At 38.5% G+C, this 13,645-nt stretch carries 7 protein-coding genes and 1 pseudogene; 1 reads left to right on the top strand and 7 read right to left on the bottom strand.

The window, feature by feature from the left end; all coding sequences use genetic code 11:
* The 3 genes and pseudogenes from V7659_RS17260 to V7659_RS17250 form a co-directional block, all read right to left on the bottom strand.
* A pseudogene (locus V7659_RS17260) lies at positions 1–1,207 on the bottom strand (DEAD/DEAH box helicase family protein); the annotation flags it as partial.
* Positions 1,200–1,526, bottom strand: a complete 327-nt coding sequence (locus tag V7659_RS17255; RefSeq protein ID WP_335541040.1) for a nucleoside triphosphate pyrophosphohydrolase — start codon at positions 1,524–1,526, stop codon at positions 1,200–1,202. The pseudogene V7659_RS17260 and the gene V7659_RS17255, both read right to left, overlap by 8 nt.
* A 514-nt stretch (positions 1,527–2,040) precedes the next feature.
* Positions 2,041–3,162 (bottom strand): DNA cytosine methyltransferase, encoded by a 1,122-nt coding sequence (locus V7659_RS17250; RefSeq protein WP_335541041.1) that lies wholly within the window; start codon positions 3,160–3,162, stop codon positions 2,041–2,043.
* A gap of 206 nt (positions 3,163–3,368) precedes the next feature.
* On the opposite strand from V7659_RS17250, the gene V7659_RS17245 reads away from it, so the two are divergent.
* The gene (locus tag V7659_RS17245; RefSeq protein WP_335541039.1) at positions 3,369–4,325 is read left to right on the top strand and encodes an HNH endonuclease; all 957 of its coding nucleotides are present in this window, start codon (positions 3,369–3,371) and stop codon (positions 4,323–4,325) included.
* Positions 4,326–4,909: 584 nt separating this feature from the next.
* Here the strand turns inward: V7659_RS17245 and V7659_RS17240 are convergent.
* From V7659_RS17240 to V7659_RS17225, 4 genes are read right to left on the bottom strand one after another with little or no spacing between them, the layout of a single operon-like run.
* A complete protein-coding gene (locus V7659_RS17240) occupies positions 4,910–6,568 on the bottom strand; it encodes a UvrD-helicase domain-containing protein (RefSeq protein ID WP_335541038.1) in 1,659 nt (552 codons plus the stop codon).
* Positions 6,569–6,588: 20 nt separating this feature from the next.
* On the bottom strand, positions 6,589–9,267 hold the full coding sequence (locus V7659_RS17235) for a hypothetical protein (protein ID WP_335541037.1): 2,679 nt from the start codon (positions 9,265–9,267) through the stop codon (positions 6,589–6,591).
* A 1-nt stretch (position 9,268) separates the two neighbouring features.
* Entirely contained in the window at positions 9,269–11,770 is a 2,502-nt protein-coding gene (locus tag V7659_RS17230) for a UvrD-helicase domain-containing protein (protein WP_335541036.1), read from the bottom strand.
* 15 nt (positions 11,771–11,785) lie between these two features.
* The gene (locus tag V7659_RS17225) at positions 11,786–13,546 is read right to left on the bottom strand and encodes an AIPR family protein (protein WP_335541035.1); all 1,761 of its coding nucleotides are present in this window, start codon (positions 13,544–13,546) and stop codon (positions 11,786–11,788) included.
* Positions 13,547–13,645 lie beyond the last annotated feature (99 nt).

Raw genomic sequence — 13,645 nt, 5'->3', positions numbered from 1 at the left:
TCTTGTCTGTTTCTTATTTTCCCAGGCACGAAGCACCTTAAGAGCTAAATCTTCTCTTAACTGGGCTTGAAGTAACTCTTCTTCATGATAGCGATTACCCAGCCACGTAATTTGACTATAATCGGTATCATCGTATACACCGTAGTATTTAAATGGCGCTAACCAGTTCCGATTAATGGCATCCAGGAAGTCTAAACGAAAAGCGACATTCCCATCACAAATCGCATAAACATCTTTGTTATCATTCCTATCAGGAGTCGCAGTAATTCCAAGGAGGAATCGTGGTCGAAAAAAATCAAGAACCTTTTGGTATGAATCAGCTGCAGCATGATGAAACTCATCAATGATGATTAGATCAAACTCCNNTCTTAAAAGAATCTCTAGCCTGATGGAGAATTTCTTCACGGTGGGCAATAAAAAGAATCTTATTAAAATTTTGGGCAAAGAATCCCGCTAAATAGGTTTTTCCTAAACCAGTTGCCATCACAATGAGTGCCTTATTATACTCTTCCTCAAGAGTTTTGTGTAACTCTTCTAATGCCTCAATCTGAGCAAATCTCGGTTGTATCTCCCCATATCCGATAGAGGGATCCAAAATAACCTCTGGCTGAATAGCAATCTCCTTTTCTACTGGCAGCATTAAATCCAATTCTTCAATCTCCGTCCATTTTTGAACTAAATTGGGATATTTACGTTGGTATTCCTCTTTGCTTTTCCGGTATTCTTCCAATGTTTCTTTATTTAATGGAACGGTTTGATCTGAATAGAAAATTTTCAAAAACTCCGTTTGAGTATCATCAAAAACTTGCTGCTCATCACTAACCAATAGGTTCCATTCCACACCATTATGTAAAGCAGATTTCGATAGGTTTGACGAGCCAATAAACAAAACATCATGTTCATTGGATTGGAATAAATATGCTTTTGGATGAAAGGAAACACCATTACTTTTCCAAATTCTAATCATTATATTTTCATCAATTGATATCAGTTCTTCCAGAGCCTTTGGTTGAGTAATGAATAAGTAATCCCCGGTACAGATCTTAATTTCGGCACCATTTTCAGCAGCTTTTTTTAATGCTTCTTTTATGTAATCCACACCTGATTTCATAACAAAAGAAGCTAGAATACAAATGGTGTTTGCACCTCCTAGCTTTTCTATTAAATGATTGCCTAGTTCTTTGGTGATCAGTTGAACATTACTCATCTTCAACCTCAATTAAGAAGATTTTTTCCTTAAAGCCCCCACGCTTCTCAGCTTTTTTTTGTCGAACTTCTTCAACTGTTTCAAAAGAAGAACTATGACACTCTGCTAATGAATGGATGATTTCCAATAAATCTGCTAACTCCTCAATCGAATCTTTATCATTTTCAGCATTTATGTATTCGTCAAGTTCTTCACGGCTTTTGCTTTTTAGTTCTTTTATGTATTCTTCTTGGTTTAAAACTCTGGTTGAAAACTGCTTTCCAGTATTTTCAATTATTTCTGGGATTCGATCTCGGACTAGTTTGTTGTATACTGGCATTTAAGGTACCTCCAAAATTTAAATAATACCTTTATTATATCGAATAATGTAATAAATTAGGAACATTAATAATGATAATCTTGGTTTACTTCAATTCATCTGTTGTTAATAACCTAAGTAGGGGCCAATCAATTTCCTAGTACATCTAACCTACATTCTGTCAAATCTTTAATTCTTTAAATCGGACATCCACTAAACCTCCATTTTGTTACAAAGCCTATTCTACTCCAGATGTTCACTTCTTTTCTTTTAGCCAAATTTTCATCTGCCCTCAATTGTGGTATGTAATTATGAGCTGGATTCATGATTTATGCGACCAGGGCGAATCGCGGTTCCTTAGACCACTGTATCAATAACAAAAACAAGAGCGTTTTGAATTATTTTTAAAGCCATAAATAATAAGGCATATTCTACTAATGGCGAATTCTTGAGCTCCATAAAGCCAACTGCTGAAAACAAAAGGTTAACTTAATGCAAAAGGAGCGAGTATTAATCGCTCCTTCTTTCTTACCTATTATAATTTCATTAGTTCTAATTGTTCCTCAATAAGAAAATCATTAACATTCCACTTAGCATCAATGCTGTCGTATTCAACGTCTGCAAAGGTCTTTAATATCGCTTCCATGATAATCTTGGCTCCTTCAGGGGGGACTGCCATTCCAATTTGTTGTCTTACCTTCTCTTTTCCACCAAGAAAGACATAGTCATCATCAAACGTTTGGATACGAGCGCGCTCACGGTTTGTCAATGCACGTGGTTTATCCCAGTGGTACATGTGTGTCCCTCCACCGCCGCTGCCTGTTACAGTATAAGATGGTTGTTCTGGATGCAAGCGTCTATATATCTGACTCATTTTTGCACCTTTGACATTTAGTCTTAAGTGCTGGGGAATTCCTTCATACCATGCATTCTTACCAGCAGGTATCGCATTCAAAAACTCTATAACCTTCGATGTATGGCGAGTAAGTTCATTGTTGGGTGCGTCTTCAGGAATAGCAGGTTCGGTTATTGCTTGTTTTGCTGTCTTATAAGGATATTTCCTGCCAGGGCCATGTGTTGGCGCAGGAACTCTAAATTCTTTATTAAGTTCCTCTTTTATTCCAACAATAATAATTCTATGCCTTGTCTGAGGAATTCCATAGTCCTCAAACTTATACAGGTGCGGAGTAATCTTATAACCAGCGTCCATTAGGTCTCGCAAAATCATATTAAAAGCCTGTCCATCATTTGCGCTTTGCAGACCAGATACATTTTCTGCAAGAAACCACTTCGGTTGGAAATGCTTGAGCACTTTTACTCCGTAGGTATATAATGGTCCGTAGTCTCCATTTAAACCTTTCTTCTCCCCAACAATGCTATAATCATTGCAAGGAAAGCCAAAGGTAAAAGCATCAATTTCTCCAAACTTTTCAAGAGATTTGATATCTAACTTACGTACATCTTCATTTATTACTGTATCTGGACGATCTGGACAGATGTTATAAGTGAATGTGCGACAGGCTGATTCATCTATATCATTTGCCCATGCATGTTCAATTTTGTATTCTATACCATTTTTATCAAAGACCTTGACCATTCTTGCTCCTGACGCAAGACCGCCGGGGCCATTGAAAAATTCACCTTTTCTAAATATCATCATATCACCCCGAGATAAAGATAAAATCATTATACTCTATTTAGACTAAAATATCAGCATTAGAGTCTGGAAAGTATGTTCGTATTTTATTATACATTTGATTTTGAGTTTATTCTATTTTTTAATCATTAGAAGCCAACCTCTAATTACCTATGTGAAAGAAAATAATTAATTTCAGTTCCCACCACTAAACTAAGGAGGAGATTATGTTTAATTTACCAGAGGATCCAATTCACTTGGGGGTTTTAATAAAGTTTGAGCACTTAAAAGGTACAGTTTTTCATGGGCAGACTGAAATAAAGGGAAAGAAAGGTAGCGGCGTATTTCTTCTGCCAGATGAATATGTGCCAGCAGAACATATTCTGCATGATTTAATTAGAGGTTTTTACAAACCAAAAGGAAAACCCTACATGTTGTCCTATCAAGCAACAGAATCTGATAAAAATTACGGCAAACAAATACAATGGGAAGACCCTTCCCTGCAGGAGTTTAAGCTGATTCGAATGTCTCCTCCAACTGGCGAGAAGGATAACCGTGCTAAAAGTGATATTGCCGCAGCACGATATAATTTAGAGCACAAACTTCCAATTGGCATTCTTCACAAGGTGAGCAAAGGAGTAAACCGCTGCCTTGGTCTTGGGATTATAATAGAAGAGACTGTTGAAGGAATTTTTATTGTAAGACCCGTTTCAATGTCTAATAGCATAAATGGGAAGCAACGCAACATCCAGCAGATAGAAGACCTGTCTCACATAACTGAAACAGAGAAAGACGCTGTTATTAAGTCAAGGGTTGGTCAAAGCAGATTCAAGGAGAACTTATTGCAAAACGATCCTCAATGCAAACTATGTGGACTTGGAATTAAAGAGTTATTGATTGCCAGCCACATAAAACCTTGGAGCAGATCAGATTCTAAAGAAAGATTGGATTTCTATAATGGATTCCTGTTCTGCCCGACACATGATGCCCTGTTTGATAAGGGATTCATTTCTTTTAGAGATGACGGAAGTATCATGATCTCAGATGCTCTAGATGAAAAAACTATGGACATACTACATATATTTCAGAATTCCAAGATAGAAGTTCTGGATGAGCACCGTAAGTACCTAAGATGGCATAGGGTAAATAAATTAATAAAGTCCACGAACCCTACAAAATACTAACATTACCTCGAATTATATATTCTATTTTCGAAAGCATATACATATACAGCTTGTGGGTTACCAGCATAATTTGCGAGGTAAGGAAGTGAAAATATTTAATGGCTGACAATTTAATAAGGAACAAATAATAAAAAATTTTGAAGCAATACGTTCTTGAAGCACAAAACTGAAAAAAATGATCGTTATATTTATCAACTCTTGTTTCTGGCATGGCAACCAACCAACCTAAGACTTATGAGGACTATTGGATTGCTAAGCTGGATCGTAACCGTAAAAGAGATAGGGAAATAGCGCAGTATTATCAGATAAAGGGGTAGGCATATCCTGCAAATTTGGGAACATGAAGTGAAAGTGGATTTCGAGAGTTATGTAAATACATTACTTAAACTTGTTGATGAAGCAAAAAACTTATCAAGAAACAAGTAAGAGTAAAAACCGCCTACTTAATTGAATCACTTTTGTAAAAAACACAATACATTAAGTGCCCTCTAAGTAAAATCAAAATCAGCACAGTTTCTAATTAAAACCCTATATTAAAGTAATTCCCATATCCTCGATAGATATGGGAATTCTATTTGAGGACTTTAATTTCTGAAATTGTAATCCTCGGGATTGAAATCAACGATAAAAGGTGACCTGTCTACAAAATAGTCTCCGTGATATGTTAGAGTAACTCTCTTCCTTGCCCTGGTTAGTGCAACATACAAAACACGTTTTTCCATATCAATAATTTGTCTTCTATCCTCCTTGTAATGTGAAGTTGTAATGGAATCACTGTTGTATCTTTCAAGAGATGTAAACTCAGAATTGAGAGGATAAGTGTTTTTATCAAAATTAATGATGTACACATGGTCAAATTCCAAGCCTTTAATTGGATGAGCATCCGTCACATATACATGCCTACCTGAACCGGAACGGTTCCCCTCTTCTGGCCTCTGCACATAAAAGTAACGACCAAAAGCATTCTTTAATTCCTGGATAAGCCGCGGGTTACCAAAACGATGGATAACCGCCACTGACTCTTCAGGTTTGTCTTGCTTAATTTTGCGGATATCATTCACAATGTACTGAATTTGACTATTATATGAGCGAAAATGTAAAACATTAGGTTTAGAACCATTCTTATTGTAAATTTCTTGTTCTCCTTTATCGTCATCTCTACGTTCAAATTTCAAGGAGTTGGCCAGCTTCATAATTTGTTTCGTGGAACGGAATATCCCATCCAGCATGTAATTGTTGCTTCGATCAATATCAATGTTCAGCTTGCGATATGAATAAGGACTGCTTTTATATATCTTCTGCTTATCGTCACCGCATATGGTTAAGGTTCCGTGTGTAAGAAGAGTAAGTGCATATAACTGCATAGGCTGCAAGTCTTGTGCTTCGTCAATGAAGATATGATCAAACTTTAAGCTTCTCGGAATACTCTCTACATGCTGGATGATCTTCAAGGCATAATCTTCTGAATCAAGGCGGTCATGATAAACTTTCTTCTGTTCCTCACAATATTTCTGGAATAATTTAAAAATCGTCCGGCGCTGCTCCCGGGAAATCCATGGTAAATTACCTCTGCCGACTCGTTCACATTTAATATAGTCTTCTTCCGTTAAATAGTTATTAGCTTTCATCCACAGGAACTCATCCCGCAGAAAGCCCGCATTTCCATTTCCTTTAATTTTGTGAATCGGCGGCATATCTTGAAATTCTTCTGTATCCAAGGCCACAAGCAACCGGTGCATCTGCCTGAACATACTGTCATTACTGGTAGCTAATGCTCTCGGTGTTGTCTCAAACCTCGGTACAGGCTTGTTAATTTGTTGCATTACATCTTTTACTAAATCGTGAAATGTCTTAAACCAAACATCATTATTGAAGTTGTGCCGCTCCTGTAACACATCCAAATAAGGAGTCTTAGTGAACTGTTTTCGCATGTCCTGAACCAGTTTGTTATTATAGGATATATACAAATAGCGTCCGTTTTCTTCCTCGAGCATCCTTCCAATCATCCTGGAGAGGAGTGCCAAGCTTTTTCCGCTCCCCGCCGCCCCCCGTATAAGAAGATGCTTACTTTGACTCAATACAATGTCCGCCTGCTGTTGTGTAAGAGTAATATTGTAAAGCACTTTTGCAGCTTCATATTCTACAGTTGCTTTTTCTGTAGCTTTGGGTGAAGTAATCCAGTTCAAGAAAGCATCCCATGCCAGTTTGTTAGAACTGTCACTCAGGGAAGTATCTGTTGTCATAGATTTGTTCCCTCCTCATCTTACTCGTCATCTACAGCGTACTGGGCGGCAGGACAAAACTCTTCATGTGGACAGTATTTACAATTCGGGCCAGGGTCTGCCTTTAACAAGTCAAAGTGACTGTCTGTTAATCTATAGCCCTCATTTTTCCATGCTCTCTTCCATCCTTCTGAACTGTTTGCCGGATTCACAAGGTACTTTAATCCGCTCAACGCCTGGTATTCCATTTCTGCATACTCAAATGTTTCAGAAAGTACAGATGGTCTATTGAAACGCACAGCGCTGGCTATTTTTGCCTCTCTTTTAAAATCAGTCCAGTGTGGAAATACTTGTTTCATCATTAAAGCCGGATCAGTACTAAATTGCGAGACAAGCTTATACAAACTGCTGTGAAGAAAGCCGAAGTGAAAATCTGATCGGTACACGCTGTAAGGTTGCACGACGTAGCTGTAAAAGAATCTGCGTTTGCACAAATTCAGCTCAGATAATGCGTAATCTGAATAGTGGTTTAATTCCTGCCCATAAACTGCTGTATTATCTTTCAGGAATTCGGACGATTCATCAGGCACTTGAATCTTGACTGCACAGGCTTCACTGGAGGCAGTGCATACGCCTTCCACCAGTTTTAAGTAGATAGAAGGCCCCAGCCCTTGCTTTCCTCCCCATTCCTTAAACCATGAAAGCGTAATATGCTGTGTGCCCGACAAGAGAACAAAGAATAAGTAACGCGGAATTACCTCTTTGTGATTTTCCCGAAGCAACATAGCCTTCATATGAGGTGTCTTTAGACAAAGGTGTTCCGCTGTCTTGATAGTTAATGGCCATGGAAGCGGCGAAGATGGATTTGGGAATGAGAAATCATCCAATCCTGATACATGAATATCCTTGCTATCAAAAATCACACCGTCAATCTCAGCAAATGAACGAAGACGTATCAACTTTCTCTGTAGTCGAATCTCCTTATCCTCCGGTTCATCAAGAGAGCTCGCAAGAAGACAATGCACTGCTTCCGAAATATCTTCAATGTGATACGACCGCTCAGCCGGCCGGTTTTGATTATACTGATATACTTCTGTCAATTTTTTGATTAATTCTTCTTCATGATCCTGTAAATCTTGCATATTGAGACTGCCGTTCATGATTTCTTGAAGCAGACTGAAGTACTCAGGAAGAGTAAAATATTCATTGTCTTTCTGGAACAACAGTTCAATATGACTATTCATTAATTGGAGAATTTTCTTAATATCTTTTAAATCGGCCGACTCGATTGAGTAAGGTCCAATTTTCTTAAGAGGGTTTTTTATCTCATCAATAAAGCGTGTTTGATTTGGTAAAACGTCAAACTCACGGGCAAGAAACGGCCCTTCCTGAATGTTTCCTATTAATTGTTCCAAATGAGTGATCCATTCTTGCATTGCCATACTTCGAGGGAAAAAGTCTGCCAGTCTTTGCAAGTCATGCAAGAATTCAGAAGCATTCTTTCGCTCTCCTGTCACTTGATCTTCAACATAAAGCCACGGCGATAAAAAACATTCCTGCAGTGTAATAATATCAACCTGTTGCTGCTTCGTCTCTTGGTTCCAAATCTTATGAAGATGTAGCAGGTACTGACCAATTGGGTAAGATAGAAAGCTTCTCTTAGACAAATGTTCTTCTGGGAAAAACTCCTGCAGTCGTTGTTGAATCCGTTCTCCTGCCGCAGTAAGATGATTCACAGAAAGATCCTTTTCATCTTTCTCTTTTTCAATAGTATCCTTCTTAAAATCTTGCATCCACTTATACAAGTGGCTATATCCTGTTTGATTGATTCTGTTAGAATTCGATTTGCCATCCTGTACCCGTTCTTCAAAGTGTGAAGCAAGATAGTCTGCAATTCCATCCGACCGCTCGTCATTAAACATAGATATATTCCATTGATCCGCGGAAGCCCAGCCGTTGTCTTCCCCCAGGACATCTTTTAGAAATGAAAAGGTGTGTATATACTTTGGATTGTAAAACTGCAGGAACACAATGTCGGTTTCCGCTTGTTTCAACGCCTGAAAAATCAACTGCTGAATGGGTGTCAAAAAGTAAAAACCATGCAATACAACAGTTTGATTGATATGCAGATTCTCGGGATGGACTCTCACTCCTATCCCGCTTTCCTTATCTTTACTATACTTTTCCAGCAATCGCGCATTTACCATATTTTTAAAAACATATGGACGTTTTAATGCTTGATGAAATGTTTTAAGCCTAGTAAAGCTTTTAAAGTATTTCTCTTGTTGATCTTTTTTCTCCAATTGCTCCCAAACTAACGAGAGCTCGCGTTCGTATCTGGTTCGAGCACTTTCTCGCAAGTCGGCCGGAATTATCCCTAGTTCTGCCAGCATACGGATGGTCAACAGTACATCCGCTTTATTACGACGCAATGCCTGCTTTGCAGCCGAATCACCGGGATTATCTATAGAACCTTTTCTTACAAGTTCTGACAGATACATAAATTGTTTAAACTTAACGGAGGGTGCCATCCAATCTCCAAGAACTGCATCCGTAAACCATTTAGCGGAAATGACATTTCCTTTTTCTCCAAAGCAGTTTACCATAGCTCCAGTGAGACTGGTTGTTGCACAAATATGTAAAATATTGTCTTGCGAGCATACCTCCTGGATAACAGGATCATTCGGGGACATGTATGTGAAAACCTTTACGTTTGACATGCTATATCTCCTCTCTCTCTGAAGGTCTGTGTATTTGGAGATATTTCGCCCAGCAGGGTTTATTTGGTTTTGTTGTATATTTAATAACCCATAACTGTTCTTCCGCACGGGTCATTGCAACATACAGAAGACGTAGCTCTTCGGCTTCTATAGCCTTCTCTTCACTCATCTTGCCCTCGGAAAACTGAGAGGATCTGGAGATACTGCCGAAATTCTTATTGCTAAAATGAATATCTTCTGAACGATCTGCGGCCCTACCTCTCGCTGTAATTTGCCAGCCAGCCTTTGTTTTATCATTATTAAACACAAGGGTACTGTTCATGAGAGAGGTATAGAAGTAACGATCTGTAAACGGAATGATAACAGTATGGTACTCCAATCCTTTTGAGCGGTGTACAGTCAAAATATTAACAGCATTTACAGTAAGCTTCTCATCTTTCGCTTCATCTTCATTGCGGTTTATTTTTAACTGAATGTTAAACCAAGTTAACAGAGAATGAAGAGAAACATAATCGCCGATGTATTGCTCTGTTATTACATCCAGAAGCCGGCCTAGATTCAACTCATAAGCCAGCGCTTTTCTTTCTGCCTCTTCCTCGCCAGCCCCGTTTTGAAGCTCAATCTCATAATATCTTCGTACAACTTCTGACTCCTCAATAATTCTTCGAATTAAAGAGAGAACCGGGATACGACGCGCTTCGTCCTGGTAGTTGTGAAGTGTCTGGGTATAAGGGTTCAGCAATTGTTTGAGAGCTTCTGCATTGCTGTCTGCTTTCAACAGAAATGTTGGATCAACCTGGACCTTGCTGTAGGGTGTCAACAAGTAATCACACATATAAACCGTGTCACCTGGAAAGGCCAATGCATGGAGAAGCCGGTTTAAATCTCTGGCTGCACTGTTTTCAAATAAAGTACCTCCTATATCTAAGTGAAATGGAATCTGTTCGTTTTCACACCATTGTGCAACAAGACGTGCCTCCTTTCGCGTACGTGTAAGTACAGCAATTTTATACTTCTGCGGATCCTTATCTTTAAACTGATCCTTTAAACTCTGTATCCACTCCACCACATGGGAGCGACACTCTCTCTGCTCCTCATAATTAAGAGGATATACAATTAAAGGAACAGCACTTTTCTCCTTTTTCTTAAAAGATATCAATCTATCGGAATCACTATAAGGGAAATACCCGTCCCACAGAGAGAAATACTTACGGTCCAGCAATTCAAGCAGTACTCTTGAAGTACGGTAGTTTTGCCTCAGAGAAAAAGAATTCCAGTTCTCAGACTGCAATGAGCCTTGCTGCAATTTCTCAAAAGCAGACTCATCTGCTCCACGAAATCGATAAATGGACTGTTTCACGTCACCGACGACAAACAAGTTCATATTAAGTCTTCCTGCAAAAAGCTGTGCCAGCTTGATTTGAAAATCACTGCTGTCCTGAAACTCATCAATAAATAGATGCTGATAAGACAAATGAATCTGCTCCAGTGCAGAAGGATCTGCCTCTATTAGTGTATCTGTCATCTTGGACAAACTGCTAATCGTAACCGCATTTTCTTGGATTTGCTGTGTACGGAATTGCTCATCACATTCTCTAATCACATGTATGATAAGGTCCTGGAACGATTTGTGTACACTGTCAGATTCCCCGAATAATTCTTGGAGCGCTTCCTTTGAAGAGATTTGAATCCCCTTTTTCTCAAATTCTCCCCAAAATAAATCTATAATCTTCACAAACTCGTAATCGCGAATGTGAGTATACAGGTTATTTAAAAACACAGTGTTTTTCTTATTCCTCTCCAGCTCGCTGATATAATGATTCACAACAGATTCAATAAGCTCCTGCCGTTCACGCTTGTAGTTTCGAATCTGGACATTAGCACTTATTCCGATCACGCTTCCCAATTGACGGAACAGCTTGTAAAGAAACGAGTCAATTGTGCTGATCTGTATACTGTTCAATTTTTCGATATCAAACAAATACTCAGCTTTCTTAGTAATCTGAAATCGCATGTACAGTGCGTCACTCAGTTTTTCAAACATATTTTTAGCTGCTTCCCGGGTGAATGTAATCATCGCTATTGTATCAGGAGCAATATTAATGTGCTTTAACAAGTACATAATTCGCTGCACCATTACCGTGGTTTTCCCCGAACCAGCTCCTGCCATTATGAGAGCAGGCTTTTCTGTACTGCTATGCTCAATTAGGAATTGCTTACTGTTAAACGCAGGAAAATACTTCTCAAGCACTCCCTCAATTTCTTCCACTCCAAGGCCGTTCCAATAAGAACGGGTGATTTCAGTAAACGGAAAGGAATGGTTTGTATAGACCTGAAACAGCATACTTTCTTTTAAAAGTTTACGTGAAGCCTCCTCAGGCCACAAAATTTCCTCGTCTGTGAGGACGATGACCTTTGTGCCTGACAGAACCTTCTTCTGCAAATAAGAAATATTAATTGATTGTTTTTTCCCAATGATAAGCTCTGAATATAAATGCTCCATCCTCTTCCCCTTTTTCTACAAGGAAACCGCCAATTCTCCTTTAGATACTTTTTCTTTAAGACTTGTCCAGCAAATTTCTTTCTTACAGTACTGTGTTACATTCGTACCTGCAACTGGTGGATTGGTAATATGCTTCCAAATAACCGGAATAAGTTCTTTAAGTTCTTTAACAATATGTTCGTTTAATTTTTGCTTATTCCAAATGAAGTCTAAATCTACAGTCTGCTTCTTCAGCAATGACAACAATGCGATCGAGTACGTAACAAGGTTTGCCTTATATCCTTTATAACCAAGAGACTGTACCAGCTTGTCCGTTTCACGGAACAGAATTCCTTTTGCAATCATATGACGGAAATATTTTTCAGTAGGCATCACCTTCTGTTCACGAATAATTTCGCAAAACTCCAAGAAATTTGCCTCACTGCCTTTGCTAACAATATAAGGGAACTGCTCCCAACTCATGATATACTTAGCAGTCTCTGTTTTCGTGATAAGCTGTGTTTTAGGAAATTCTTTTTGGTATGCGCGCTTTTTAGCCGACGTAGTACCATGCCTGTTTACTTCCACATTATATTGCCCGCGAGTTCTTTCATAAAACCACTTTGTTTCTGGATCTGTAGTTCCAGGAATTGATACCATATAAGACAAACGTTCCAACTCTGCCTGAAAAGAGTCATTAGAACGCAGATCAGAAATGGAGATTTTATTCTGACTGTTGGCATACTCCGAAATCTTCGATATAAGGTCATCTCTTTGTGTCATATCCTTGATTACATTTAATTTTATCTGCACATGAACTTTAGATAAATCCTCACCGTTCACTAAAGCTCTGTACAGGGAAGCGGTTGTCTGACCGCCGTTTACAATCTGCCAGCCGATAAGTTCGCTAATCTCTACAAAACCGCTTTCTTCTTGATTAGAAAATACGACTTCTTCCGCAATTGTTGTCAAACCGTTGTTATAAGCCATGAACATTGTTGGATTTTTCTTTGCTGTTGCAATAATTCCTTTGTTTATTTTACCTCTAGCCTGCAAATAGGAGCGAACGTTTCTTTCCATTAAACGGTTCCCGTAGTATTCATAGGCCTTAGCAAGGAGTGTTCCTGGTACATAACCGATATAACAATCGTACGTATCATCCTCCACAGGAACCTTAATAAGGCGAAGCTGCTCATTAAACTGCTCTACAAGTTTAATATTAAGTTCATCCATTCGTTTTTCTTCAACATCAAAATCATACAGCTTCTGCAAATCCCATATATGGTATGACAGGCTTGTTGCCTCAATCACAGACTGAGGTAAGCATTCTTCAACCTCACTTATCCTGTTTGTCATAACATGGATAGAGGCATGACGTATATTCTTATGATTAGAGGAAATAGTATTAGCCAAATCATATATTTCTGGATGTGCCTCACGGTTTATAGAAATGATATCCAATTGACCTGTAATTGCAGCGTAAACAAACATCTCAGCTTGACCGATTAAGATCGCAATTTCTTCACTGCTAATCATAACAGGATACCCTCGTTCAACATAATCTGTTATAAACACATGCAATGTATTCATCTCATCACTAAGTTCATAACCATTTATACAAATCCCGTCAGCAGGGCTTTGAAACGAACAAATATTAGGAGCAATAATACTCTCGTTCTCAATCAAATGATCACTAATCAAGGTTGTAAAAACTTGTTTCTTATCTTCGCCGCTTATCTCACACTGACGATTAATATCCTCATTTAAATCCTGATAATACACATTAATATCCCTCATTGTGCCTCTCCCATGTCAGTCTTATTTCCTATCACATTTACAGGTCTTTACATTTGCGTTTATATATATATTATAAAGAAAAGTTAACAAATAATATAT

The organism is Neobacillus drentensis (genome assembly GCF_036966985.1).
Classification (GTDB): domain Bacteria; phylum Bacillota; class Bacilli; order Bacillales; family Cytobacillaceae; genus Neobacillus; species Neobacillus drentensis_E.
The sequence above is the reverse complement of the archived record's forward strand: the minus strand, read 5'-3'. Positions and strand labels throughout refer to the sequence as shown.

Bases quoted from the DNA above. Each gene is read 5' to 3' on its own strand.
- V7659_RS17230 (WP_335541036.1), bottom strand. From the start codon at position 11,770: ATGGAGCATTTATATTCAGAGCTTATCATTGGGAAAAAACAATCAATT.
- V7659_RS17245 (WP_335541039.1), top strand. From the start codon at position 3,369: ATGTTTAATTTACCAGAGGATCCAATTCACTTGGGGGTTTTAATAAAG.
- V7659_RS17240 (WP_335541038.1), bottom strand. From the start codon at position 6,568: ATGACAACAGATACTTCCCTGAGTGACAGTTCTAACAAACTGGCATGG.
- V7659_RS17250 (WP_335541041.1), bottom strand. From the start codon at position 3,162: ATGATATTTAGAAAAGGTGAATTTTTCAATGGCCCCGGCGGTCTTGCG.
- V7659_RS17255 (WP_335541040.1), bottom strand. From the start codon at position 1,526: ATGCCAGTATACAACAAACTAGTCCGAGATCGAATCCCAGAAATAATT.
- V7659_RS17225 (WP_335541035.1), bottom strand. From the start codon at position 13,546: ATGAGGGATATTAATGTGTATTATCAGGATTTAAATGAGGATATTAAT.
- V7659_RS17235 (WP_335541037.1), bottom strand. From the start codon at position 9,267: ATGTCAAACGTAAAGGTTTTCACATACATGTCCCCGAATGATCCTGTT.